This window comes from Ruegeria sp. AL11 (genome assembly GCF_056540865.1).
The window spans coordinates 50,641-76,594 of the sequence record NZ_JBQFXO010000002.1 but is presented as its reverse complement, the minus strand read 5'-3'; the positions used below and the strand labels follow the sequence as shown (position 1 = coordinate 76,594).

The window sequence follows — 25,954 nt, the reverse complement described above, 5'->3', positions numbered from 1 at the left end:
TGCTAGTAAATGTTGGTGTTCCTGAATTTAGATCGCAAGGAACAGGCGTTAGACCCGGGTCTCTTTCATAAAATCTCCTTTGTGCGAGGCGCTCTGCCTCAAACGTTTGGCGAACGTAGGCGTTCAAACGAGAACGGTCAAAATCTCAAAGATTTGAATGCCTCATTTTGAACAACCGTGCGCACCGCCGATCGCACGCTCCAGTACCCAATCAATACCTCGTAAAAAGTCGTCGATTGTTAACGGATTGTTTTTGCCGCTTGACGCAGAGAGGACAAAACCATGCGTGTAGTCGATAAGAAGATGCAAAAGCACATCGTTTTCGTCGCCATCGTCAATTTCCCGCGTGCATGCCCGCAGCTTTTCTGTGATGTCCAAGAGATCTTTGCTGATGAGTGTGACGTCTTCCAGAACTGCACGCAGTAGGTTGGCATTCGGCAAAGCTCGAAGATAGTAGGCACTCAGTATGCTACGCGCTTTTGCGCTGGCTCCTTCTTCAACAGTGGCCTGAAGCGTGTTTACAAAGGCCAGTTCAACCAGGTCAGCCAGCAGCTTTCGCTTGCTGCCAGAATGGTAAGTTACCGCCATCGGCGTGACCTTTAGCTTATCCGCAAGCAACCGAAACGAAAGCGCATCGGCTCCCTGCTTTTGAACAATTGGCAGGGCTGTTTGCAGGATAAGCTGTTTCGATAGACGTTCCTTGGCCTTTTTTGGTCGCCCGACAGTTGGTGCTTTGGTCATGCGCTTTTCACTTCGTAAACCAGATCGACCATACCCGATGGAAAGGGTGTGGCAGAGATCAGTTCAAGATCAATATCGCCATCCGTCTCACCGAAAATGCGAATGCCATCACCTAGTAGAATAGGAACCAAAGTAATCTTCATGTCTTGTACAAATCCGGCCTGAAGGAACGACCGAATGATCGCACCGCCATCGACATATACGCGGTTGTAACCGCGCTCGCGAAAGATTCCCCATAACTCTTCGGGGCTGGCAGTGGAGAACTCAATTTTGTCGTGTAGATTCTCAGGTACGTCCTGTTTCGTCATGGAGCGGCTGAGTACCACGACGGGTTTCTTATATGGCCATTCACCAAATCCAAGGACGGTTCGCAGTGATCCTGTCCCCATAACAAGAGCATCTACGCTGTTCATAAACTCGATGAACCCGTGGTCTTCATTTTCAGCGGGCTGTTTATTTAGCCAATCGAGCGAATGGTCTTTTCTTGCAACGAAACCGTCGAGGCTCATGGCCATCATGATGTGTCCGCTTGGCATAGCGTTCTCTTTTCCTCTAAATTATACAACGTATAAATAATTAGACAAATACCTGCAACTTGATAAGTCAAGATGCACCGCTCTAGCGAAGAAAGGGGACACTTGCCTATTCAGTAACCCAAGTGAATTAGGTTCGGCCGGGAAATCCCAACGTTCCAAGAGTGACCAGTTTGTGCAATAAGCCGCTTTAATGCACGATCTGTCATTGCTGGCGCAGCATTTGTACGCGATCGCATCACGGCCATCGCTGCATCAAAGCGAGTGTCAGCGGGGCGACCTTGAGAACGTCGAAATAACCCGGGTTCGAAACTCTCTTTAGCCGCGATCAGGCTTTGCGGCCCGGTGAAGACCTGAACTCAAAATGGTTAGCGACTAATCTGAGCCATTGTATCCTGCACCGCATAGTATCTTTGTGCGTTAGGAGGATGCGTCCCAAGAAAACGATCACCGGGATCAGGAACGCGCGCAAAGTAAAGCGCACCATTGAGTGGATCATAGCCAGCTTTGTAGGCTATTACCGTGCCTAGTCGATCAGCTTCCAATTCAAAGTTTTTTGAATAGCTTCGACTGCCCACAAAGGCTCCGAGATCTTGTGCTGCGGCAATGTCATTCGGCCCAGTCCCCGCAATTGTTGCCAGACCTGCCAAAAGTACCGCACCAGCCGCTGCATTTTGGGCCTGTAGCGCCAAATGCCCTTGAATGTGGTGAGCGGCTTCATGCGCCATGACAAATGCCAACTCATCGGCATTGTTCACATCTCGCGTCAGTGCTTGGGTCATTGTTATGACAGGGCGCCCTGACTTGCTTAAACTCTGATACGCGTTTGAGGGCGCATTTTTGTTTGGATCGATACGGATCAAAAAATCGCAATTCACGCCCCGAGTTTGGCGGCGACACTCGTTTTCGGCAACGGGCTCAATTCGAGAAGCAACCTGCTGAAATCTAGCTTGTGCCTGTTGTGAATTGACCTGGGCACTCGTGCGACCGGGATTTGGGATGGGTGCCGATGGCGGAGGCACGGTTGAAACGCATCCCGCCAGCAAAAATGCAGACAATACCGAGGCAATCCGCTTCATACCTAAGCCTTCCTACCTTTTTGGAGATCCTTAATAGAGCCCTCAGGCGTCGATAACCAACGCCGATACCCGAATCTTAAGGCCTGCAAAAATTGATATTCAATAACAGAGGAGGTTCGCTGTAGCCGCACCCGACTCCGATGCGACCAAAATGGTAGGCAACGTAAACGGCCTTGAGTCGAAGGATCGCAACTGCCCCTCGGGTATTAAATTATTATACCTATTGGTGGCATTCGCTCACATTGTCGTAGCTATCCTAGCTGAAAAAAATGCACTAGTCAGAAGAGGCAGCTCAGTCGCGGATACAGTCCAAAAAGAAACACTGTGACTTCTATCGTATGCCCTCTAAACTCCAGTCTTGTGTGTTTCATTAGTTTGCGTGGGGGCACGAACGCAGGTGGGTGGAAAGAAGGCATCAACAGAGACTGCTGACTCAGCGTCGTCATCTGCGCAAAGCTCTGGGCTCAGCGCGGATGATCAGCAGGCTCGGTTCGAAGCCACCGCGCGGGTTATGCAAGCGATCTCCGAGACCAAGGATGACATCCAGCCAGTATGCGACCTGATTGTAACGCTTGCAAAAGATCTGTGTGATGCCTTTTTTGCCGGTCTGGTGCTCGGGCAAGAAGGGGATGCTCGTCAGCAACTGGTTGCAAGCGTCAATTTACACCCGGATTTTCAACAGCTCTGGCTCGACGGCAAATACACGATGGAGCCAGGCAACTCCATTGTGACTGACACTATTCTCAGCGGTAAGACAAAACGTGTTGTCGATATGGGTGACACCGATTTTCACAAATCGGGCGATGAGCGCTTTAAGCTCATTGTCGACACGCATGGGTGCAGGAGCAATCTCTTTGTTCCATTGAAAGTGGGTGGCAGTGCAATCGGATGCCTGATGTTGGCACGGGATGAGGTGCGACCTTATTCCGACGATCAGGTCCAACTGGTTGAAACTTTCGCCGCACAAGCGGTCATTGCAATCGAAAATGTTCGCCAGTTTAGCGAGTTGCAGGTGCGTCTGGCGCGTGAAGGTGCCACGCGTGATGTTCTGGAGACGATCAGTCGGTCTCGGGATGATGAAGCGCCGGTATTTCAGACGATCTTGGAAAACACGGCCCGGCTTTGCGAAACAGATGTAGCAACGTTGAGCCTGCTAAATGAGGCGGGAACTCATTTGGAATACGCGGCCCATTTTGGTGATCAATTGGCTACATACAAGGTCGGCGTGGATCGCTGGTCTCTGGACTCAAATTTACAAATTGCCGAGTCCGTGCGGGAAGCGCGCGTCATTCACAACGTCGATTTGCGCGAGACAGACCACTACATCAACGGTGATCCCTGGCGTCGGCAATTGGTTGATGAGGAAGGTGTCCGTTCGTTTCTGACGGTTCCTTTGATGTCAGCAAATGGTGACCCTGTAGGTGTCATCGGGATCTACCGGCGCGAAGTGCGACCCTTTTCCGATGACGAGATTTCTTTGGTCGAGAGCTTTGCCGCGCAAGCCGTCATTGCCCTCGATAACACTCGTCAAATGAACGAGCTGCACATTCAGTTGGAGCGACAAACCGCGACGCAAGAAGTTCTGAGCGTCATCAGCAAAAGCCGCGACAATGATGCACGTGTCTTCGAAGCGGTGCTTCAGCAGGCCACAGAGGTTTGTGGGGCAGATCAGTCCGCGCTTCTGTTGGTCAACGCCGTTGGAACCCATATTCGATTGGCAGCAGCATGGGGCCATGACAGAACCGAAGTTGAATTGGGCGAAGAATGGTCTCTTGATAGCTCAATCACGGCAGCTGCGGCGATCCGAACTGGCAAAGTTGTTCGCGTCGAGGATATGGCTGACACCGATTTCTACCGCTCAGGCGATGCCACCGCACATCAAATTGTCGACGTCGAAGGTATCAGGTCGCGCGTTGTCGTCCCGTTGATGCAAGGTGAGCAGGCGATAGGTGCTATTGCGGTTAGCCGCCGCGAAGTGCGCCCGTTCTCTGATCCCGACGTACAATTCATCGAAGAGTTCGCCAATCACGCGGTCATAGCGATAGAAAACACGCGACAGTTTCGAGAGGTTCAGGAACGACTTGAGCGCGAAAAAGCATCGCGAGAAATCCTCGAAGTTATCAGCCGTAGCCGCGACGACGAAAGACCTGTGTTCCAAAGCATTCTCGAAAACTCCAGCCGTTTGTGCAAAGCCCCGCTGGCGTTTTTATGTGTCGCTGATAACGAGCGTGGGCTCGCAACGATCCCGGCCAATATCGGCGCAAGAACCGACTTTGACGAAGCGCTCAAAAACTTTGTCGAGCCGCTGACACGCACGGAATTAATTGCGATCAAACCAATGATCGACGGCGAGGTCATTCGCCAGGACGATATCGCGGACGACCCCCTGTACTTCAGGGATCGTGACCCGAAACGGGTTCAGATGGTTGAGATTGAAGGAGCCCGCTCGGTTCTGGCAGTTCCGTTGATGAAGGATGGCACCGGTCTAGGGGTGATCGTGCTCTACCGTCGTGAAGTTGCACCTTTCTCAGACGACGATGTCGCTTTGGTTCAAACCTTCGCGGCTCAAGCCGTGATCGCAATGGAGAACGTCCGCCAGTTCCGCGAAGTCCAGGATCGCACGGCGGAAGTGACGCAGGCTTTGGAATACCAGACCTCTACATCCGAAGTGCTGCGGGTGATTTCGGCATCACCAAATGAGTTAGCACCTGTTCTCGACGCTATCCTCAAAGAGGCGTCTCGCATCTGCGAATTGCAGGATGCTTATGTTGCTATGCTGAACCCCGACGATCAGCTTTTTCATGTTCATGCGATACTCACGCAGGACACGACCTTTGCGGAATATGTCAAAGCGCATCCTATTTCGCCAGATGAAAGCGGTGTCAGCGGGCGTGCCATTCTGTCGAAACGCACTGTTTATATCGAAGATATTGAAACCGAGACCTCTTATACCTGGATAGAAGACAGCGGCGTCGGGGAATATCGGTCCGTGCTCGGGGTCCCATTGGTCAAGAATGGCGAGGTCGTGGGTGTAATTTCGGTCGGGTCAACCGAGGTTTCGGGATTTTCCGCCAAACAGATTCAGTTGTTAGAAACCTTTGCCGACCAGGCCACTATCGCCATTACGAATGCCAACCTTTTCCGGGAAGTGGAGGAACGCACTGCCGAAGTCGTACAATCGTTAGAATATCAGACTGCCACGTCAGAAGTATTGGATGTCATCTCTCGCTCGCCCAACGATCTTCCACGAGTGCTGGATGCAATCCTGGAAGTTTCCTCGCGTATCTGCGACCCAGAATATGCATTCTTCGCAATGCGGGATGCTGACGATGGGTTGTACCGTGTGGCCATGTCCCACAATGTGAGCGATGCGTTTCTTAACTATTTGTCAGACAACCCTATTGCCCCGGAGGAAGGCTCGTGCATCGGTCGCACGGCTCTTTATGGCAAGACTGTTTACATAAAAGATACGAGTAAGGATCCAACTTACACATGGAAGGTGGCGGCGGAGATCGGTGATTACCTCACCACCCTCGGCGTTCCCTTAGTCAGCGACGGCGTGACCGTTGGTGTTATCGTCATGGCCCACCGGAAGCCCGGCGCGTTTAGTGAAAAACAGGTCAACCTGTTAGAGACATTCGCATCCCAGGCTGTGATAGCCATAAACAACACCCGGTTGTTCAAAGAAGTGCAGGCACGCACCGCGGAAGTTGAAGAAGCGCTCGACTATCAAACGGCCACGTCTGAAGTGCTGGGAGTGATCTCACGCTCGCCAAATGAACTTGATCCAGTTCTCAAAGCTATTTTGCAAGTGGCGGTTCGCATCTGCAAACCCGAAGCGTCATACGTCGCACTTCTAAACGAAGAAACCGGAATTTATGACGTTGCTGCGACCCACAATTCCGCCGCAGCTCACAACGACATCATAAACCGTCAGGTGTTCGTTCCAGACAAGGGCACAACCACGGGACGCGTCGCGCTAACAGGCAAAACGGTCTACATTGAAGATTTTGAGCACGACCCGGATTATGCCTGGAAAGAAGAAGCACTGGGTGCCGGATTTCGTTCAGCTTTAGGGGTTCCGCTGGTCAAGGATGGCGTCACGCTCGGCGTGATTTCACTTGCTCATTCTAAAATTGGGGCGTTCTCAGACAAGCAGATAGCCTTGGTTGAAACCTTCGCCTCGCAAGCGGTCATAGCGCTTGGAAATGCGCACCTCTTCGACGAGGTGACAGCCCGAACGGCGGAAATTGAGGAATCGTTAGAGTACCAAAAAGCCACAAACGAAGTACTCGAAGTTATTTCCCGGTCTCCTGACGCGCTAGAGCCTGTACTGGAAGCATTGCTGGCCGTTTCGTCCCGCATTTGCCGCCTACAGGATGCCTTCGTGGCGCTTAAGACACCCGAAGATGGAAAGTACCATTATTTTGCCGGACACAATGTATCGGCCAAATTCGCGGATTTTCTAAAGGTGCATCCGTTTGAACCCGGGGAAACATCAGCCACAGCACGTGCGCTTTTGCATGGAAGGGCTGACTATGTTGAGGACACTCAAGCTGACCCCAATTATGATCCGCTGCTCAAGTCCAATCTCGAAGGCTATCGATCCGTTCTTTCCGTGCCACTGATCCGTGATGGTGACACAATTGGCGTTATCAGCATGGGGAGCCGAACGGCGGCCGCTTTTGACGAAAAACAAATCAAGCAAATGGAGACCTTCGCGTCCCAGGCGATAATCGCAATTCAGAACTCGCAACTCTTCAACGAAACGCAGACCGCCCTCGCGCGCCAAACCGCAAGCGCGGACGTCTTAAGAGTAATCTCTGAATCCCCAACAGATACCAAGCCGGTTTTTGAAAAGATTGTCGGACTGGCGACGACCCTCATAGATTGCGACCTGTCGATTGCCATTCAGGCGAACAAGACTGAACTTTGGCAGATCGCCGCTGCGACACCCGATGGAGTCGAAGAAATCACATGGACCGAGCGCCTGCCAATTGATCCCGAAGACAATTTGCCGTCCAAGGCAATCAAGAACGGCAAAACCTTGCATTTGCCCGAATGGCGGTACGATGAGCTACCCCCACGCGATCAAGAGATCATCCGCAGGAAAGGGTTCAAGTCTTCGCTGACGGTGCCTCTGATGCGCGGGACGGAATGTTTCGGTGCCTTGGTATTCATCCGAAAAACGGCCAAAGTTTTCAGCGAAGATGAAGTCGCCATTGCCGAGTCCTTCGCCGATCAGGCCATCATCGCGCTGGAAAACGTTCGCCTGTTTAATGAAACTCAGGCTTCCCTGGCACGTCAGACTGCGAGTGCGGACATTCTACGGGTGATCAGCCAGTCTCCTGACGACATCAAGCCAGTCTTCGAAGCAATCGCAGAAGCAGGTGTGCGGTTGGTTTCCACTGATATGGTTGCGGCCATGACCGCTCAAGGTAATACGTTCGAGGTGCTTGCGCGGGTGAGTGCAGACGGTGTTGCTACCCTTGAAGGGAACCAAAGTTTCCCTATCGACCCTGATCCAATGTCCAGCTTTCCCGCTCAGGTTCTTCATGAGAAGAAAATGCTCCATCTTCCAGATTGGGATACGCTCGAACTCTCACCGTTCGAGCAGATTACGTATGATCGTCATGGCGTTCGCGCGGCCCTGTTGCTGCCACTAATAAAAGGCAAGGCGTGTCTGGGTGTGTTGGTGTTCGCTCGGAAAACAGCTGGCGCCTTTACCAAAGATGAGATCGACCTCGCCTACTCGTTTGCAGACCAAGCGGTAATTGCCATCGAGAATGTTCGTCTTTTCCGCGAGGCCGAAGAGGCGCGAAAAGTTGCTGAGGAAGCAAACGAAGCAAAAAGCGCTTTCCTAGCGACGATGTCCCACGAAATTCGAACGCCAATGAATGCCGTTATCGGGATGAGCGGGCTGTTGATGGACACAGAGTTGGATGCAGAACAAAGTGACTATGCCAATACGATCCGCGATAGCGGCGATGCGCTTTTGGGTATCATCAACGAGATCCTCGACTTCTCGAAAATTGAGGCCGGACAAATGGATATCGAGAACCATCCGTTTGACCTGCGCGAATGCGTAGAAAGCGCGCTCGATTTAATCAGCGGCAAGGCTGCCGAGAAACAACTCGATCTGGCCTATGAGTTCGATGACGCGCTACCGCTGGCGATTAGCGCCGATCTAACGAGATTGCGGCAGATTCTGCTAAACCTTCTTTCCAACGCAGTGAAGTTTACCGAAAGCGGCGAAGTAGTTCTGTCTGTTGAGCAATCTGCCAAGGTACAGGGAATACTCGAACTGACGTTTAAAGTCCGAGACACCGGAATCGGCCTGTCCAAAAAAGGCATGAGTCGACTATTTCAGTCTTTCAGTCAGGCAGATAGTTCAACGACCAGGAAATATGGCGGCACTGGTCTGGGTCTTGCGATCTCGAAACGCCTCGCCGAACTTATGGGCGGGACCATGTGGGCTGAAAGCGATGGCGAGGGGAGCGGTTCCACATTTGTTTTCAAGATCCAGGCAAAACCCGCAAAGCCAGTTAAGTCGTCTTCTCGCAGTCTTATCGGCGTTCAGCCTGAACTCGAAGGCAAACAAATTTTGATGGTAGACGACAATGCCACCAATCGTAAAATCCTGTTTCTTCAAACCGAGAAATGGGGCACGCAGACCACGACGTGTGAGACTCCGTTGGAGGCGCTGAGGATACTAGAAGAAGGCGTTGAGTTCGATTTGGCCATTCTCGACATGCATATGCCCGAAATGGATGGAGAAGAGCTTGCCAAAAAGGTTCGCGCCAAGAAGCCGGGTTTACCACTCATCCTTTTCAGTTCACTTGGCCCGCGAGATATAGACTTGGAAGATGGGCTCTTCGCCGCCAACCTCGCCAAACCTTTGCGCCAATCCCATTTGTTCGACACCCTAGTCACACTGTTCGCGACTGAAAAGGTGCGCGTAAAGCCGTCCAAACCACAGGACAAACCTCAAACAGATCCGGATATGGCAACGCGACATCCACTGCGCATTTTGCTGGCTGAGGATAATTTGGTGAACCAGAAACTTGCACTCCGACTGCTCGAGCAGATGGGTTACCGCGCGGATTTGGCCAGCAATGGTGCTGAGGCGGTCGAAAGCGTAAACCGGCAAACATACGATGTCGTTTTTATGGATGTGCAAATGCCCGAGATGGATGGTCTTGAAGCGTCTCGTCGTATCAACAAATCGCATTCGGACGGAAGTCGCCCTCGCATAATCGCGATGACCGCGAACGCAATGCAGGGGGACCGTGAGATGTGCCTGGATGCAGGGATGGACGACTATATCACCAAACCGATCCGTGTACCTGTCCTAATCGAAGCCCTGTTAAATTCCCCAAGAATAAGAAGGTGATTCATGACTGACAGCCCAATTGATCATGAAATCTTGGCAGAGCTTAAAGACGCCACAGGCGAAGAATTTGCAGCCGAACTTGTGAACACCTTTCTCGACGAAGCGCCCGGCATGATTGACGAATTGAAAGCGGCTGCGGCTGCGGCCGATGCCGACCGTTACCGGCGTGCTGCGCATTCTATCAAGTCAAACGCCAACACATTTGGTGCGACGGCTCTTGCCGAACTGGCCAAGAAAGTCGAGCTTGGAGAACTGCCCGAGGCTGGAGACCTAAAAGATGCGACGGCGTTGGAGACAGCCCTCACCACTGCGGCCACGGCTTTACGGAGTCTGATTGATGACTGACGCTCCCGGCCATTTGCTCATCGTCGACGACAACAAGGTGAACCGCTTGCTTTTGTCGCGCAGCGTAGAGCTTTTGGGTCACCAAGCATCGGTCGCGGAAAACGGCCGGGTTGCTATGGAGATGCTGTCTAACCAGCCGTTTGACTTGCTTCTACTGGATATCGAAATGCCGGAAATGGACGGCTTTCAGGTTCTGGAGGCCGTCAAATCCGACACTGAACTGCGCGATCTGCCAGTGATAGTGACGTCATCCGTTGAGGGTCTGGACAATGTCGTGCGGTGCATTGAATTGGGCGCTGAAGACTACCTGCCAAAACCAGTCAACAAAACACTCCTCAGTGCGCGCGTCTCCAGCGGCCTTGAGAAGAAAAGACTCAGGGACGAACAGAAACGACTGCTAGAGCGCTTTGCAACAACGGAGGTTGCACAAGACCTGCAAGAATCTGGCTTTGCGATAGGCGGCAAACGTGCCAACGCTTCGGTACTCTTCTGTGATATTCGCGGCTTCACGACCCTATCGGAAGATCTCGCACCCGAGGAAACAATCGACCTGCTCAACACTTTCTACACGCTGATGTTCGAGGCTGTTACCAGCAATGGCGGGATTGTCAGCCTGATGTTGGGAGACGGTTTAATGGCTCTGTTCGGAGTTCCGCAGTCGCTGTCCAACTCCGCGCAAAGCGCAGTGGCGGCCGGGCATGAAATGCATAACATGATTGAGATATTAAATCTCGAACGGCGCTCAGAAGGGAAAAGTGACCTAAAAATCGGTATCGGAATAGCGACTGGAGAAGTCGTCGCTGGTTATGCCGGCACAGACAACAGGGCAACGTATACTTGTATCGGATCGACGGTAAACCTTGCTGCTCGCCTGGAAGCAGAAACGCAGAAAACTGGAAGTCGAATTCTGGTTGATCAAGAAACCTGTGATCTGTTGGAAACGGTTAATGTATTGGAGACATTTGTCGGCACTAGGATCAAAGGTTTCTCCGATCCGTTCGACATCCATGCGCTATGACCATTCATGCAACGCGTTGGGCAAATCGTGCAAAGTTATGCGCACCCATATGTCTGCGTAGTTTGCCCATAGCCTTTGCGCTGCGCAGTTGTCTGCCAATGCGATGAATTCAATCAGTTTTTGGCGAAGTCGTCGCGGTTGTGGCCCTTTGTGTTGCTCAATCCCGCAAAGGGTCTCCCTGATGAACTTTGGGTTCCATGAGGCCTTTTGCTTGGATTCTCGCGAAGGTCTGTGACGCGCAGACACCAGGTTTTGCAAAGTTTAACTAACGGCCTGCAGCCATGGTTTGGAAACATCCTGATGAATGGCAGCTTTGGAGATTTGAGAGCTGCGCCTTCAGGATCGCCTCATCAGAAGCGAACTTCTCAACACCGACGGTCCGGCCAAACTCCAGCCAGCCCGCCGCATGCAGGATCAGGTCGGCTTCTCCGGTCAAAGATGCTCCGAAGGCGCTGGCGCCTTCATATCCGGCCTGAGCGTCATTGATCTTGGACGACGTGACCAAACCATCGCCACGGCAGGGGACCCCAAGTCGGCGCACCAACTGGCAACTGGCCAATTGAGCCAGGTGAGATTCTGGTGTTCCAAAGATCGGACCCATGAACTGCATCGAAAACGGGGTTGCGAAGATCCCGCCCACTACCGGTGCCCTGGGGCGATAGACTTGCGTCAAAGCCAGCCCAACCATGATTTCCGCAAGCCCCTGAGCCAGCGCCCCGGCAATGGTCACCGGCGCGGTGGCCCCCATCATCATGTAAGAGGCAACAAGGCTCGCCTGACCCAATTCGGCCGACGCCCGCAGGCAGCGCAAAGGATTAGCCTGAAAGACCAACGGGCGCGTCAGGTTGATCAGGTGAAGCAACCGACAGTCTTCGTCCGTATCCTTGACGCCAGCTGCGCTGGCAACCTGGCGCAGGGCGTCTTCGGACAAGACGGTGCCCATCATCGGCTTATCTGAAAGCTCCAGATGGGCGCGGGCGAGCTCCATGTGGGGCACGGGCGCTTCCCCGTCATGGGCGATGCAAAGCTGAAAGCCGGTGCTGTCGATTGCCGACGAAGCATCGCACAGGCGCACGAGTTCGCGGTAGTCCTCGAGCGTGCCCTGGCGGATGGTGTCGTCCGCGTGTCGGACATTCGGTGGGCCATAAAAGGGGACAACCACCGGGCGATCGCCTCCAACTGTGACCGAAGCCGCTTCGGTCTTTCCTTGCCAGATAAAGGAGACGGGCGCATGTGCAATCAGATCGCGCAGACGGTCAGCGTCGATACGTACACGCTCGCCTTCGATCCGCGCCCCGACCGACGCCATGGCGTCGAGGCTGCCGGGATCGCCCTGCAACTCAACCCCGATTTCATCGAGAATTTGGGCTGCCTGTGCTTCGATAGAGGCCAGAGCTGGTTCATCAAGCAACGCGTAGGGGAATTGCATTTCTAACCTGTCGGGAAATTTCCTGGATGAGAGCCTTGACTGCATCATTCCGGTTCTTGGGGCGAGTTCGCGCGACATAGGCGATGGAAGGCGGCTCGGGGAACACATCTTCGACAATCTCCAGGTCAGGCGACAGGTGCAGCCCGTTCATCAGCGCGACCCCCAACCCCGAGCGCACGGACGATAGGATACCCGCCGCACTAGGGCATTCGAAGACCGTTTCAAACCGCTGCCCGCCCCGCGCCCCTTCGGCATTGGCCCAGTGTTTGTAGAAACAGTTGCTGTCAAAGGCGAGAAACGGCACCGGGACCGACAGGTCCAATGGAAGGTCATGCGATTTGATCCAATGCAACTGGTCTTCATAGAGAACCAGATCGTCAGGGAGCACATCGCGGCTGAAGACCTGCATGACTGCAACGTCGATTTCACCGGCCTCCAGCCAATCTGCGAGGGTCAGGCTCTGGCTGATCCGTGTGCGCACTTGGGTCTCCGGGTGCAGTCGGGTGAAGCGACCTAAAATACGAGCCACGTCGCCACCCGTTGTATCTTCGGTCATGCCCAGTTGGATCATACCTTTGAGTGGTTTCTTGCCCAACGCCGCCAGCGCCTCGTCATGCAGATCCATCATGCGCTGTGCATATCCCAGCAACCGCTCACCCGCTTCAGTAAACAGCGGCCCGCCTGCACGGCGCGCCAGAAGATCGCAATCCAGCGCCGTTTCCAGCCGCCTGATCTTGTGGCTAACCGCCGGTTGCGACAGCGCAAGGTGTTCGGCCGCGCGGGTAACGCCCCCATGAGACGAGATTGCCAGAAGCGCCCGCAGGCCATCTATTTCCAGACGTTCAGCCATGGTACAGACCCATTCGCATTTTTTATTGATTCATGACAATCATTCATTTGATAGATTGATTGCTCTGAAAGTACAATCGGGGAAAGTCAGAAAACGGATTGAAACATGACAACCGATGCAAACAAATCTCTTGAGTGGGGTGGAGCCTTTTTGTCCATCGCCTATTCCCTGCTCATCGCCTCCAACACTGGATACGAGGTACTTTCCTTCGTGTTTTTCCTGTTGTCGGCGCTCCTTCTTTTCACCCTTGCGGTGCGCAAGCGGATGTGGGGCTGGACAACGATGCAGGGCTTCTACATCGCCGCCGGCGCCTACGGCATCTTTGCCTGGAGCGTCTGACCGGTCCTGCGCTCCCTTTCCTTGAAATCATCCCGAATAGCTGTCCGTCCAGCCCACCTAAGCAGGAGAAACATCATGACCCAACTTGTTGACCGACACTGTGTGATAAACGGAAACCGCATCGCCCACGGCGTGCATGGTGAAGGCGCGCCTGTAGTTCTCATCCACGGCACTCCGTCCTCATCCTGGATCTGGCGCAACATCCTGCCTTCGCTGGTCGAGGCCGGATACAAAGTGCATGTATTCGACTTGCTCGGGTATGGCCTGTCGGAACGTCCACGCGACCCGAGCATCGACACCTCGGTCACCGGACAGGTTCCGATCCTTGAAGGGCTGCTCGACATCTGGGGGCTGGATAACCTGCACGTCATCGCCCATGACATTGGTGGTGGTATCGCCCAGCGGTTCGGCATCCAATCCTCTGAGCGTGTCCGCACGCTGACCATGATCGACGTGGTAAGCTATGACAGCTGGCCCTCGAAGCGTACCCATGAACAGATGCAAGCGGGTCTTGAGAAGCTGATCAAGGCACCGGATGCAGAACACCGTGAGCATTTCCGGGATTGGCTCTATTCGACAGTACAGAACAAGAAACGTCTTGCCGAGACCTCAATGGAAACCTACCTCGATTTCATCTGTGGTCCCGTAGGCCAGGGCAGTTTCTTTCAGCATCAGGTTATGCACTACGACCCCAGGCACACCGATGAAGTCGCACCGCGCTACGCCGAGCTCGGTGAGCGCCCGGTTCAATTGATCTGGGGCGCGGATGACGCCTGGCAGGTGGTTGCGTGGGCCCATAAGCTGAACGCCGCCATCCCCGGCTCGGAACTGCATGTGCTCGAGGACTGCGGCCACTTCTCGATGGAAGACCAGCCTGAGAAGATCTCGACCCTGCTAGTCGACTTCCTCAAACGCGACAGCTGATCGGGCTGGGGCGGGTCGACTGTATTTTGGCCTGCCCAAATTTCCTGCCAGGAAAAGGCTCAACCAAATGTTTTATGCTCCCCTGACCCCGGCATCCAAGATATCCGCGTGCGTCAGAACCATGTGGGCTATGGGATGGCCTTGGCGTCATGCTTCTGGAAGACGCCTATCCGGGCTTCCCCGGCGACGTGCGAAACCCAAGCGCGTTTCCCTTTCCGATCCAATACGACATCGCAACGGAGGTCAGCAACAAGACCTTGGTTTGGGATCAGGACAAAACACCAGTTCGCGCGCCGATCATTGCATCCGCAAAGCGGTTGGAAAGATACGGATGCCGCGCCATTGCCGCAGAATGTGATTTCTTTGCCTATTTCCAGCAGGATGTCGCCACCGCCGTAAGCGCGCCAGTGTTCACGTCCAGCCTGCTGCTGTCGCCATTTGCCCAGACCGTCATAGGCAGCCGCAAGAAGGTGGTAATCCTTTGTGCTCAACGCCGCTTCCTGACTGATCGCCACCTCGAAGCCGTCGGAATTGATCCGAATTCCAACCTGATCGTTGGCGGCGCCCAGGACGAGCTGGGGGTGACCGAGTTCGACAAACTCTGGGATCCGGAAAAACGCCCGTAAGAGCCGCACGCACGTTACGAAGCCTGCGAAATACAGATGGTCGAAGCGACAAAGGCACTCGTGGCACGCGATCCGAATGTCGGCGCCATCGTTTATGAATGCACAGGGATGCAACCGTTTTCTCGTGCAGCACAGCGCGAGGTTGGCATGCCGATTTTCGATTGGGGGACCTTGCTGTACTATGCCTACTCAGCAGTCGTTTCTCGCGACTACTACGGTCATGTTTGATTGGGTTTGTCCAACTTCGTGGCCAATCAACTCCGGAATGCATAGGTCTCCGTCGGCAGTTTTGGCGTACATCAGCCATATAGCGAGCGCGACGGGCGGGTCCTGTATTCCTACAAACCTAAAATCCTGTTGTTGGCTACAATTCGGACTGATTAATCCAGAATCCTCAACAGGCCCCTTGAATTTCTGGACCAACCATTCCAAATCTAGCGCATGAGCGAAGATACTCTTATAGTTGGCGACAACAATTCGCCTGTTGGCCCGGGTCGGCCTCGTGGCTTTGATGAAGCCGAGGCTTTGGAAAAAGCCCTGTGCGTATTCTGGCACAAGGGATATGAGACCGCATCTGTGGACGATTTGACCAAGGCCATGGGTTTGAGCCGGTCCAGCTTCTATGGAACGTTCGGCAGCAAGCGAGCTTTGTTTCACAAAGCCCTCAGCCACTATTCCAAGCGTGGTTTGAAAACTCTGCGTGAGGTCGCGGACACGGGCGGAGATGACCCCGTTGGTGCAATAATGGAAGCTTTGGCGAACCCGCAAGGCGGTCGTGACGGCTGCATGCTGATCAACTGCCTAACGGAGCTTGCTCCTCATGATGAGGAAGTCGCGGCTCTCGGGCGACAACATTTAGAAAGTATTGACGAGATTATTGCGAAAGCGCTTGAGCCTTCGAATCCGGGACAGGCCCTCGACAAGGCGCGTGCCTTTGCCTCCCTTGCAATCGGTACTTTAGCTTTGCGGAAGGCGGGTGTTCCCGCGGAGCAGATATCGCAAACTCTGAATCAAGCTCGGTTGGTGATATCACCTTAGCTCCACCTAACTTAATGTTTTGAAATCAAAAACATGAAGAAATCGCAGCCCTAATTTTGGACCAAATAGTCCAAAACTGTCTGATAGAAGTAAACCAAAGAAGGAAGCAGCAATGGCTGATGAAAAACTGTTCTCCGGCATCAAAGCTGGCGCAATTGAACTGAAAAACCGCGTTGTCATGGCGCCACTGACCCGCAACCGGGCAAGAGCCGAGGATGACAGCGTCCATGAATTGCAGGCCAAGTACTACGCGCAAAGGGCGGGTGCTGGTCTGATCATCACGGAAGCTTCGCAAATTTCGCCCCAAGGCAAAGGCTATGCATGGACGCCCGGTGTTTATTCCAAAGCACAGATCGACGGCTGGAAAAAAGTGACTGAAGCCGTCCATGCTGAGGGCGGAAAGATTGTGATCCAGCTTTGGCATGTGGGCAGAATTTCGCACAACAGCTTGCAGCAGGATGGCGGTGCCCCTGTTGCGCCATCCGCGATTGGCGCTAAGGCCAAGACCTTTGATGGTGAGCAGTTTGTTGAAACGTCTGAGCCGCGTGCTCTGGCGATCGAAGAAATAGCTGGCATTGTTGGCGACTACCGGAGGGCCGCAGAAAACGCCAAGAAAGCTGGATTTGACGGTGTCGAAGTTCATGCAGCCAACGGATATCTTATTGATCAGTTTCTGCGGGACGAGTCCAACAAGCGTGAAGACAAATATGGCGGTCCTGTCGAGAACAGAGCACGGTTCCTCAAAGAAGTCATGGACGCAGTTGTCGACGTATGGGGCGCCGACCGTGTTGGTGTCCGCCTCAGCCCCTTCTCGAACGCCAACAACATTTCCGACAGTGACCCACAGGCGACGTTCTCGCATGCGATCAAATTGTTGAATAGTTATGGGTTGGCCTATCTCCATCTCGTAGAAGGACAGACCGGTGGCCCGCGCGATATTCCCGAAGGTGGCGATCTAAAGGCGCTCTATGATTTGTTTGACGGTCCGAAGATGGGCAACAATGCCTATGACCGCGAAATGGCAATAGAAGCGGTTGATACCGGCGCCGTCGATCTGGTGGCCTTTGGCCGACCGTTTATTTCCAACCCGGATCTTGTCAGTCGGCTGGAGAAAGATGCCTCGCTGAGTGAGTTGGATGAAACGACCCTCTACGGCGGCAATGAAAGAGGATATACCGACTACCCGGCACTGGAAGAGGAAGTGGTTGCCGCAGAGTGATGCATCACTCTTAACTCCTTGGTGACAGGCAATAGCAAATAGAGTGAGCGCGCCGGTTTGGACGCGCTCATTTCTCGAGTAAGGCAATAGATATTCTGGACGCGGGGATTTATCACAAGTCTGGGAATGGACGCCTTCCCTCCGATTGAGGTGACTAAGAGACACTTTTGAGTTTATCATCAGGGTCTCTTTGAGTTGGCGAATTCCATGTTTCAGAAGATATCATGTCCGAGAAAACGAGCTTCATGAGCCGGCCTGATAGAATTTGGCCTTACCTTCGGCGCAGAGTTGGTCCTTCGCATTTGCTACCAATCAGGTAACGTTAGTTTGGGAGTGCGATATGGAATTACCAACACTGACGTACGAAATGATAGTCGTACTGAGTCTATTGTCTTTCACGGTCTTACTTTTTGTTACTGAGATTATTCGGATCGATGTCGCAGCAATTCTCGTAATGGTGCTGCTTGGCGCACTGAGCTATCTACCGGGGCTGGGTAATCTTGCCGATGTCTCCAGGCTCTTTGAAGGTTTTTCCTCAAACGCAGTGATGTCCATCATCGCAGTTATGATAATTGGCGCTGGGCTTGATAAGACCGGACTTATGTCAAAAGTTGCGGCCTTGATCCTTAAGAACGGTGGCACGACAGAGGCCCGGATAATCCCAATCATATCAACAACGGTTGGTGTCATCAGCTCCTTCATGCAGAACGTCGGAGCTGCCGCGCTTTTTCTGCCTGTTGTAAGCCGCATCTCAGCACGTACGGAAATCCCGATGAGTAGGTTGCTGATGCCCATGGGGTTTTGCGCGATTCTGGGTGGTACGATCACATTGGTCGGGTCGTCGCCCCTCATCCTGTTGAATGACCTGATTGTTTCGGCAAACTCATCCCTTCCAGCTGATCAACAAATGGAGACGTTTGGGTTGTTTTCAGTAACGCCTATCGGTGTGATGCTGGTGCTGACAGGGGTACTATACTTTGTGCTCTTTGGTCGTTGGGTCCTTCCAGCGCGGCGGGAACGTGGAGAAGACGCAAGCTCGGCGCGATCCATGCAGGCTTATGTCGAAGCCACATACGGGCTTCGGGCCGATATGTTTGAGATACGTGTCCCTGAAGGCTCGATCATTATCGGGCAAACGCTTTCGGATCTGATGGTCGCCCATAACATGTACATTCTGGGCACATCTTATCGCGGCCACAAGGTCATCGCGCCGATGGCTGATACTAAGATTGAAGCCCCGGCGCGGCTCGCCGTGCTTGGCCTGCGTCGGGTGGTTGAGCACCAGTTTGCTGAGCCTTACGGCTTGGAGATCCTGCCCCAACTAGATGTCTTTGCAGACGATTTCGCCGCGACCCAATCGGGTGTGGCCGAGGTTGTTATTCCTCCCGGTTCTTCAGTGATCGGCCAGACTCCGATCGATTTACGTCTCCGCCAAACACATGGTTTGTCTTTGTTGGCCATTCAGCGTGGCGAAGAAACACTAAGCCACGTTGAGACCGAAGATCATTCAGCCACTCATATAGGGCAAGTTCCTTTGCAAGCCGGTGACACGTGTGTGGTGCATGTGCAGTGGGACCGTCTGACACGAGTGAAGTCAGACAGGGATTTCGTCGTTGTCACCTCGGACTTTCCCCAGGAAGAGTTGCGGCCACACAAGGTCGGATGGGCGCTCGCCTTCTTCCTAATAGCGTTGAGCTTAATTCTGTTTTCTGACCTTCGTTTATCATTGTGCCTGTTAGTTGGCGCTGTTGGCATGGTTTTGAGCCGGGTGCTGTCGATCGATGAGGCCTACGAGTCGATAAGTTGGAGCACAGTTTTTCTACTCGCTTCACTGATCCCGTTGGGTCAGGCGGTTCAGAACACCGGCACTGCGGATTGGATTGCAGCGCATGTGTTGGCCCTTTTGAAGGGGTGGCCGATCTGGTCTTTGCAAGCGGGAATAGCCGTTTTGGCGACGGCGTTCACGCTGGTCATGTCGAACGTAGGTGCAACTGTTCTGCTGGTGCCGCTAGCAGTTTCTATTGCTGTATCGGCGGGTGGAAGCCCGGCTGTATTTGCTCTCACCGTGGCAATTTCAACGTCCAACTCATTTTTGATCCCAACACACCAGGTGAACGCGTTGATCATGGGCCCAGCAGGTTACAGGGTGGTCGATTTTGTTCGCTCGGGCGGTATCATGACTCTGCTTTTCTTGGTTGTCTCAATGACTGGACTTGCGATTTTCTTCTGAGCCGCCTCTCGGCGATCCGTACAGATGAACTCATAATATAGGGTTTTTGAGACTAAATTTTTTTGTCGGAACGTTAGATTCAAGACGTCTGCAAAAAAGACCTCCGTCGCGAGGGAGCGAAGAAAGGCGTCGAAGTCAACCAAACCTGAAGTCGATATACGCTGGAACTGGACCGTTTTAGTTTTATCCATCACTGTTGTCGGACCAAGACCGTCGGCAATTTTGGAGAGTTCACGATGAAGTTCCTTCGTACACCGGACCACCAGTTTGACGGATTGCCAGATTTCGACTTTGGCCCGAACTATCTTGATGTGGATGATACCGAGGGCGGTCTTCTCCGTCTGCACTATTTGGACGAGGGACCGGCGCAGGCACCGCCAGTATTGTTGATGCATGGAGAGCCAACCTGGTGCTTCCTGTATCGGCACATGCTTCCGTTATTCAAAGATGCGGGTCATCGAGTTCTGGCTCCTGATTTGATTGGGTTTGGCCGGTCGGACAAGCCCACTGAGCGATCCGACTACACCTACCAACGCCATGTAGACTGGATGTCCGAGTGGTTGCGGAAAGTTGACCTGACCGGCATCACATTGGTTTGTCAGGACTGGGGGGGACTCATTGGCTTGCGGCTGGTTGCGAGTATGCCCGAGCGGTTCTCTCGTGTGGTTGTGGCGAACACGGCCCTACCTACTGGTGACGTGCCCTTGGGCAACGCATTTCTTTCATGGCGGGAATACTCACAGTCTGTGCCTGAATTTAATTCGGGCCGTATCGTATTTGGCGGCACAACATCGAAGATTTCAGATGAAGAGGTTGCAGCCTATAACGCACCGTTCCCGGATGCGCGCTATCTGGCAGGCGCTCGCGAGTTTCCAGTGTTGGTGCCCGACTCGCCTGACAATCCAGCTTCAGAAGCCAACCGAGCCGCATGGGAAACCCTCAAGACCCTGAACACTCCGTTTCTGACAGTTTTTGGAGAAGATGACAGGGTCATGGCGGGGGTAGACAAACTGTTCCAAAAGTCGATCCCTGGGGCAAATGGTCAAAACCATATCGTTGTGCCAAAAGCTGGGCATTTCATTCAAGAAGATGCTGGCAGAGAGCTGGCACAGGCGACTTTGAAATTCGTTGAGCAAACACAGAGGCTATCAATTTAGAGTCTTCCCTGCGGCCTCAACTCACACCAAATTTGCGACGCAAATGCTCGGCCAAGGCCGTTATGCGACGTGGTTGGGCTCGGCTCGGCGGAAACATCATTTGCAAAGGTTTCGGCGGTGGGAGGAAGTCGCGCAAGACAGAAACAAGTCCGCCAGATCGAACATCGTCGCCGACATCCAGCTCAGACTTCAAGACGACCCCATGGCCTGCGATCGCCCAATCGCGGATGAGTGAACCATCATTGACTATTCGATTTCCCTTTACTGATACGCGCTGGGCATTTGGTCCTGACCCAAACTCCCAAACGTTGTCGATCATGTCGCCAAACCTCATGATCAAGCAGTTGTGGTTCAATAGATCTTCTGGTTTTTCAGGCGTTCCGAATGAGGCCAGATAACTTGGGGACGCACACACGAAACGTCGGTAGCTTCCTAGATTTCGCAACCTGAGCGAGCTGTCTGTGATGTTGCCGAAGCGAACGGCGAGGTCGAAACCCTGGCCGACGAGGTCAACATAGCCGTCCGAGAGGGATAGTTCGATTGAGACGGCAGGGTTCTCTTCGGTGAATTCGGCGACAACCTCGGAAACAATGCTCCGTCCTAAGTCAATCGGCGCGCTTATGCGAATTGGACCAGACAGAGTTTCGGCGCCGTGCCGAACAAGCGTATCCAGGTCCGCAACCTCACTGAGTAAGCTTCTTGCTCCGTCAGCGAGTGTCCGGCCTTCTTCGGTCAGGCTAATGGAACGGGTGGTGCGGTTGAACAAAACAACACCGTAGTGCGCCTCCAGAGCCGCGAGCCGCTCGGACACTGTCGTGCTCGACATCCCTGTCTCGCGCGCCGCGGCCACCAGACTGCCTTTCTCGGCTATGGTGAGAAACAAGCGAAGATTGTCTAATAGCATTAAACGGAAATTCCGGATTATATGTTCGAACCTGACATGTTTATCCCGAAAGTTCTGCGGCGTAAATCTAGCGCATCACTCAAGAACACAAGGAATCTATTCCAATGGCCAAGCTGACAATCGTCGCCAACATCAAAGCCAACCCCGACAAGATCGACCTCGTAAAGGTTGAGCTGATCAAGCTCATCGACATAACCCGTGCTGAAGAGGGTTGCATTAACTACGACCTACACCAGGACAACGACAACCCAGCTCATTTCGTGTTCTACGAAAACTGGGAAAGCCGAGAGCTTTGGCAAACCCACATGGGTGCTCAGCACCTTGCGGCTTATCTGGAAGCAACAGAGGGCGCCGTTGCAGAATTCACGTTGAATGAAATGACAGTCATCGGTTGATACAGAACCGGACAAAGGAGCACGCTATGAAAGCCGTGGGATACCGTGAGACAGGGTCGATTGGTCGGACGGACGCCTTAGTCGACTTCGAGGCCGACAAACCGACGCCGAAGGGGCGCGACTTGTTGGTGAAGGTGCAGGCCGTGTCAGTGAACCCGGTTGATACGAAGATTCGGCAAAAACGTGCTCCTGCGGGTCCAGCACCTGATATTCTGGGTTGGGACGCAGTAGGCGTCGTCGAAGCCGTTGGTGAAGCGGTTGAGACTTTCAGTCCGGGCGATACAGTTTGGTATGCCGGCGCGATCAACCGACCGGGAACCAATGCCGAGTTTCATCTGGTGGATGAACGTATTGTCGGAGCCGCGCCAAAATCCATACCGGCGAAAGCGGCTGCGGCGATGCCGCTCACGACGCTTACTGCCTTTGAGATGCTGTTCGACCGCTTGCGAGTCCAAGATGCCGTTTCCGGCGGGACCAATACGTTGCTGGTGATTGGTGGTGCAGGTGGTGTCGGTTCGATTACCATTCAATTGGCGCGGGCTCTCACTGACTTGAAGGTGATTGCCACTGCGTCCCGACCCGAGACACAAGATTGGGTTCGAGAGCTTGGCGCACACTATGTCATCAACCATGCGGAACCTTTTGGCTCACAACTCGAGGCTCTCGGTATCGACAGCGTGGATTTCATCTATTCGACAAACCATTCCCAGCTTTATGCCTCTCAAGGCGGAGAGGTGATGACCCCACAAGGTCGCTTTGGGTTGATCGACGATCCTGAGACCTTCGACATCGCGCCGTTCAAACCCAAATCGATCTCATTGCATTGGGAGTTCATGTACACTCGGTCGCTTTTCGGGACTGGAGATATGAGTCGTCAAAGCGAAATCCTGAATCAGGTCGCCGGGTTGATAGATGATGGAAAGATCAGATCCACAGCGACTGATACACTCGGTAGGATCAATGCTACAAACTTAATGAAAGCCCATGCTATCCTCGAAAGCGGCAAGGCCAAAGGGAAGCTTGTGCTTGAGGGTTTTTAGATGAGAATTGAGCGGCTGGATCATGTGAATATCGTGACGAACAGGTTGCCTGAGATGGTTACTTGGTATGAAGAGGTCCTGGGTTTGAAACTCGGGGCCCGCCCTGATTTTCCGTTTGCCGGAGCTTGGTTGTATGCGGGTGATCACGCGGTGGTTCACCTTGTGGGGCACGAAGGAACGCCAAGTGTCGGCTCCGAAGTGAAGCTCAAGCTCGAGCATTTTGCACTCTCAGCCACGGGGTTGAGCGCGTTCGAAGAAAAATTGAATTCGAGTCAGATCAAGTACCGCAAAACTGACGTCCCCGGCGCCCGAATGGTCCAAATCCACGTGGCCGATCCTGATGGAAATCATATTCATATTGATTTCGAAGAAACCGAGTAAGTGAAAACCCTCGGAATAGTCGGGCCGCAAAATCAAGCTCGTAACTCTTTGCCGATCAATGATCGAGATCCTTGCCGGGTTGCTTCCAAGAATTACGTGGGTCAACATTTTTGGGCGGTAATAACGTCGATTTGGAGATCAGCATGCGGGACCTAGAAACAAACAAGAAAAACGTCATCGCCTTTTATGAAATGATGTTCAACGCGTGTCGACCTGCCGAGGCCATAGCGACCTTTGTTGGGGAAACCTATACGCAGCACAACCCGCATGTTGGCGACGGCAAGCAAGCCTTTGTCGAGTACTTCGAGCGCATGGCCGCCGAATACCCGGGAAAGCGTGTGGACATCAAACGTGCGTTTGCTGAAGGCGATCACGTTGTTCTGCATTGCCATCAAATCTGGCCCGATGACCTCGAGTACGCCGGGATCGATATTTTTCGCCTGGATGCTGATGGCAAGGTTGTCGAACACTGGGACGTTCTTCAGGAAGTTCCAGCAAAAAGCGAGAATGACAATGGCATGTTCTGACTTCGCCGTTCTGGTTACGGAGCATTGAACTTCGAAAGCTCCTATCAGCTAAACCACGATAGTCGAAGGGTATAAGTCTGATCCAGGAAACCCGCCGAGGCGTATCTATCAAGAACCGTTTAGTTAGGAGATAAATATGTTCTCGAAGAGTATTCTTGCGGCGACCCTTGGATTAATTTCAGCTACTTCGCTTCAAGCTGGTGTACAAATTCGCTTTATAGAAAGCGCACCCAAGGACCGTTTTGTTCTGACAAATGTCGGAGCTTGCGAAGTAGAAGCCTCGACCCTCAAAATTGACTTGTCGCAATCTGCCGGACGTCTGATTTTCGACGTTACCGAAAAGGGTGCTGGAGTGGAGGTATTCCAACCTCTCGAATTCGTTGAGGGTTCGGATGCTCTGCGGCAAATTCCAGCGGTCGTGGACGGGCAAGATACAATAGAACTTGAGATCGCCTCCCTCGCAGCCGGTGACACACTAGCCTTTACCATCGATGTCGATGACACAATCGGGCAACGCGAAATCACCGTAACGGGGTCGGAGATCGAAGGCGCCACGGTTTCGTATACTGATGCGGATAAGACCAGTACGGCGACCTTCTCTTCCGAGGCATTTGTCAATGTGACCACCAAGGACTGCTGAAAGCTATCCCAAAATGTCGAATTGGTTGATCCGCATAGTATTCCTTGCGCTCATGGTGGGAGGCGGCATCCTTATTGGGACACTGACTGCACCCGGCGATTGGTATGCGCAGCTTTCTAAACCGGCTTTCAATCCACCTAATTGGATTTTTGGGCCAGTTTGGACAGTGCTATATGTTTTGATCGCTATGGTTGGTTGGCGTCAGTTCGAAGCGGACCGAAGCTCGACCGCCATGAAGCTGTGGTGGGCGCAGATGGGTCTGAACTTTTTGTGGTCCCCAGCCTTTTTCGTACTGCAACTGCCGTGGATTGCCCTTGTGGTCATTGTCGCGTTGTTGGCTGTCATCGTCATGTTCATCGTTCAGGTCAGGAATTCGGATCGGGTTTCTACGCTGGCCTTCCTGCCGTACTTTGCATGGGTCGCATTTGCCACGGCGCTGAACCTTTCCATTGCGATACTGAACTGAGAAGGAACGAAATGCTTGCCAACTTCATTGGGCTTGTTTCAGGTCTTGTTATCATTGGATGCACAATGGCTCAGGCTGATGAAAAACTGACTGAAGACTTTTCCAAGTCTCCGGACACGCGTTGGGACTACGTTGCCGACACCGTCATGGGAGGAGTTTCCTCAGGACAAGTGCAGTTTCGTTCGGAAGGTGATGTTGCATTCGCGCGGCTGACCGGAACGGTCAGTACGGAAAACAACGGCGGCTTCATCCAGTTCCGGCGCAAGTTGTCTGATCGGCCAGATGAGGGTGTATCAGGCGTCAGATTATTGGTACGGGGGAACGGTGAGCAATATTTCGTTCACCTCAGAACACGCGGCACGGTGCTTCCGTGGCAATACTATCAGGCCGCGTTCGCAACTTCTAAAGACTGGGCCGAAGTCTATTTGCCTCTGTCAGGTTTCAAGGCTTCTGGCACCATATTACGCGCTATTCCCGTTGCTGATGAAATCACTTCAATTGGAGTTGTAGCCTTCGGGCGCGATCACGAGGCCCGCGTAGATGTCAGTGAGATTGGTTTCTACTGAAGGCCTCTCAAGAAAGGGCTGTGATATTCAGATAGGCCTACTTGACACCGGTTGAGATCGAGTTGTGCCGATGCCTGAACGCGGATGCGCTGTTTCTTCATTTTAGATGCTGAA

Annotated in this window: 24 protein-coding genes; 18 read left to right on the top strand and 6 right to left on the bottom strand. The window is 53.2% G+C overall.

The annotated features are described in order from the left end of the window. Positions 1 to 162: 162 nt before the first annotated feature. From ACR0IP_RS04005 to ACR0IP_RS03995, 3 genes are all read right to left on the bottom strand, one after another. Complete coding sequence (locus ACR0IP_RS04005; protein ID WP_170722252.1) at positions 163 to 741, bottom strand: TetR family transcriptional regulator; 579 nt, start codon at positions 739 to 741, stop codon at positions 163 to 165. Then, entirely contained in the window at positions 738 to 1,277 is a 540-nt protein-coding gene (locus ACR0IP_RS04000) for a dihydrofolate reductase family protein (RefSeq protein ID WP_480523958.1), read from the bottom strand. Before ACR0IP_RS04000 ends, ACR0IP_RS04005 begins: the two co-directional genes overlap by 4 nt. A 365-nt stretch (positions 1,278 to 1,642) precedes the next feature. Next, positions 1,643 to 2,353: a M48 family metalloprotease gene (locus tag ACR0IP_RS03995; RefSeq protein ID WP_170722250.1), complete on the bottom strand. Its 711-nt coding sequence runs from the start codon at positions 2,351 to 2,353 to the stop codon at positions 1,643 to 1,645. A 397-nt stretch (positions 2,354 to 2,750) separates the two neighbouring features. On the opposite strand from ACR0IP_RS03995, the gene ACR0IP_RS03990 reads away from it, so the two are divergent. From ACR0IP_RS03990 to ACR0IP_RS03980, 3 genes are read left to right on the top strand one after another with little or no spacing between them, the layout of a single operon-like run. Beyond that, a complete protein-coding gene (locus ACR0IP_RS03990) occupies positions 2,751 to 9,746 on the top strand; it encodes a GAF domain-containing protein (RefSeq protein WP_480523955.1) in 6,996 nt (2,331 codons plus the stop codon). Positions 9,747 to 9,749: 3 nt separating this feature from the next. After that, complete coding sequence (locus ACR0IP_RS03985) at positions 9,750 to 10,091, top strand: Hpt domain-containing protein (RefSeq protein WP_170380064.1); 342 nt, start codon at positions 9,750 to 9,752, stop codon at positions 10,089 to 10,091. Then, complete coding sequence (locus ACR0IP_RS03980) at positions 10,084 to 11,109, top strand: adenylate/guanylate cyclase domain-containing protein (RefSeq protein WP_480523953.1); 1,026 nt, start codon at positions 10,084 to 10,086, stop codon at positions 11,107 to 11,109. The genes ACR0IP_RS03985 and ACR0IP_RS03980 overlap by 8 nt, the downstream gene beginning before the upstream one ends. Before the next feature lie 265 nt (positions 11,110 to 11,374). On the opposite strand, the gene ACR0IP_RS03975 is transcribed toward ACR0IP_RS03980, so the two are convergent. Continuing rightward, complete coding sequence (locus ACR0IP_RS03975) at positions 11,375 to 12,538, bottom strand: trimethylamine methyltransferase family protein (RefSeq protein WP_480523951.1); 1,164 nt, start codon at positions 12,536 to 12,538, stop codon at positions 11,375 to 11,377. Then, a complete protein-coding gene (locus ACR0IP_RS03970; RefSeq protein ID WP_480523949.1) occupies positions 12,513 to 13,388 on the bottom strand; it encodes a LysR family transcriptional regulator in 876 nt (291 codons plus the stop codon). Before ACR0IP_RS03970 ends, ACR0IP_RS03975 begins: the two co-directional genes overlap by 26 nt. Before the next feature lie 105 nt (positions 13,389 to 13,493). Between ACR0IP_RS03970 and ACR0IP_RS03965 the strand changes: the two genes are divergently transcribed. The 8 genes from ACR0IP_RS03965 (at position 13,494) to ACR0IP_RS03930 (ending at position 20,921) form a co-directional block, all read left to right on the top strand. Next, positions 13,494 to 13,727: a hypothetical protein gene (locus tag ACR0IP_RS03965; protein ID WP_170380068.1), complete on the top strand. Its 234-nt coding sequence runs from the start codon at positions 13,494 to 13,496 to the stop codon at positions 13,725 to 13,727. Positions 13,728 to 13,802: 75 nt separating this feature from the next. Beyond that, positions 13,803 to 14,651 (top strand): alpha/beta fold hydrolase, encoded by an 849-nt coding sequence (locus tag ACR0IP_RS03960; RefSeq protein WP_480523947.1) that lies wholly within the window; start codon positions 13,803 to 13,805, stop codon positions 14,649 to 14,651. Positions 14,652 to 14,800: 149 nt separating this feature from the next. Then, positions 14,801 to 15,277, top strand: a complete 477-nt coding sequence (locus ACR0IP_RS03955; RefSeq protein ID WP_480523945.1) for an aspartate/glutamate racemase family protein — start codon at positions 14,801 to 14,803, stop codon at positions 15,275 to 15,277. A gap of 36 nt (positions 15,278 to 15,313) precedes the next feature. Continuing rightward, positions 15,314 to 15,505, top strand: a complete 192-nt coding sequence (locus tag ACR0IP_RS03950) for a hypothetical protein (protein WP_480523943.1) — start codon at positions 15,314 to 15,316, stop codon at positions 15,503 to 15,505. A 297-nt stretch (positions 15,506 to 15,802) separates the two neighbouring features. Beyond that, the gene (locus tag ACR0IP_RS03945; protein ID WP_480523941.1) at positions 15,803 to 16,315 is read left to right on the top strand and encodes a TetR/AcrR family transcriptional regulator; all 513 of its coding nucleotides are present in this window, start codon (positions 15,803 to 15,805) and stop codon (positions 16,313 to 16,315) included. A 112-nt stretch (positions 16,316 to 16,427) separates the two neighbouring features. Continuing rightward, entirely contained in the window at positions 16,428 to 17,534 is a 1,107-nt protein-coding gene (locus ACR0IP_RS03940) for an alkene reductase (RefSeq protein ID WP_480523939.1), read from the top strand. 340 nt (positions 17,535 to 17,874) lie between these two features. Beyond that, entirely contained in the window at positions 17,875 to 19,764 is a 1,890-nt protein-coding gene (locus tag ACR0IP_RS03935) for an SLC13 family permease (protein WP_480523937.1), read from the top strand. A 236-nt stretch (positions 19,765 to 20,000) separates the two neighbouring features. Next, a complete protein-coding gene (locus ACR0IP_RS03930) occupies positions 20,001 to 20,921 on the top strand; it encodes a haloalkane dehalogenase (protein WP_480523935.1) in 921 nt (306 codons plus the stop codon). 16 nt (positions 20,922 to 20,937) lie between these two features. Here ACR0IP_RS03930 and ACR0IP_RS03925 read toward each other — a convergent pair whose 3' ends face one another. Further along, positions 20,938 to 21,825, bottom strand: a complete 888-nt coding sequence (locus tag ACR0IP_RS03925; protein WP_480523933.1) for a LysR family transcriptional regulator — start codon at positions 21,823 to 21,825, stop codon at positions 20,938 to 20,940. Positions 21,826 to 21,929: 104 nt separating this feature from the next. On the opposite strand from ACR0IP_RS03925, the gene ACR0IP_RS03920 reads away from it, so the two are divergent. From ACR0IP_RS03920 to ACR0IP_RS03890, 7 genes are all read left to right on the top strand, one after another. After that, on the top strand, positions 21,930 to 22,220 hold the full coding sequence (locus tag ACR0IP_RS03920) for a putative quinol monooxygenase (protein WP_170380075.1): 291 nt from the start codon (positions 21,930 to 21,932) through the stop codon (positions 22,218 to 22,220). A 26-nt stretch (positions 22,221 to 22,246) separates the two neighbouring features. After that, positions 22,247 to 23,260 (top strand): zinc-binding alcohol dehydrogenase family protein, encoded by a 1,014-nt coding sequence (locus ACR0IP_RS03915; protein WP_170380076.1) that lies wholly within the window; start codon positions 22,247 to 22,249, stop codon positions 23,258 to 23,260. After that, positions 23,261 to 23,641, top strand: coding sequence for a VOC family protein (locus ACR0IP_RS03910; protein WP_170380077.1), 381 nt, complete (start codon positions 23,261 to 23,263; stop codon positions 23,639 to 23,641). 143 nt (positions 23,642 to 23,784) lie between these two features. After that, positions 23,785 to 24,168 (top strand): nuclear transport factor 2 family protein, encoded by a 384-nt coding sequence (locus tag ACR0IP_RS03905; RefSeq protein WP_170380078.1) that lies wholly within the window; start codon positions 23,785 to 23,787, stop codon positions 24,166 to 24,168. 136 nt (positions 24,169 to 24,304) lie between these two features. Next, positions 24,305 to 24,808 carry an aggregation factor core gene (locus ACR0IP_RS03900; protein WP_170380079.1) on the top strand — a complete coding sequence of 168 codons (504 nt, stop codon included), beginning with the start codon at positions 24,305 to 24,307 and terminating at the stop codon, positions 24,806 to 24,808. Between the two features lie 13 nt (positions 24,809 to 24,821). After that, a complete protein-coding gene (locus ACR0IP_RS03895; protein ID WP_170689334.1) occupies positions 24,822 to 25,274 on the top strand; it encodes a TspO/MBR family protein in 453 nt (150 codons plus the stop codon). Positions 25,275 to 25,285: 11 nt separating this feature from the next. Continuing rightward, on the top strand, positions 25,286 to 25,840 hold the full coding sequence (locus ACR0IP_RS03890; RefSeq protein WP_480523929.1) for a CIA30 family protein: 555 nt from the start codon (positions 25,286 to 25,288) through the stop codon (positions 25,838 to 25,840). The last annotated feature ends 114 nt before the right edge of the window (positions 25,841 to 25,954 follow it).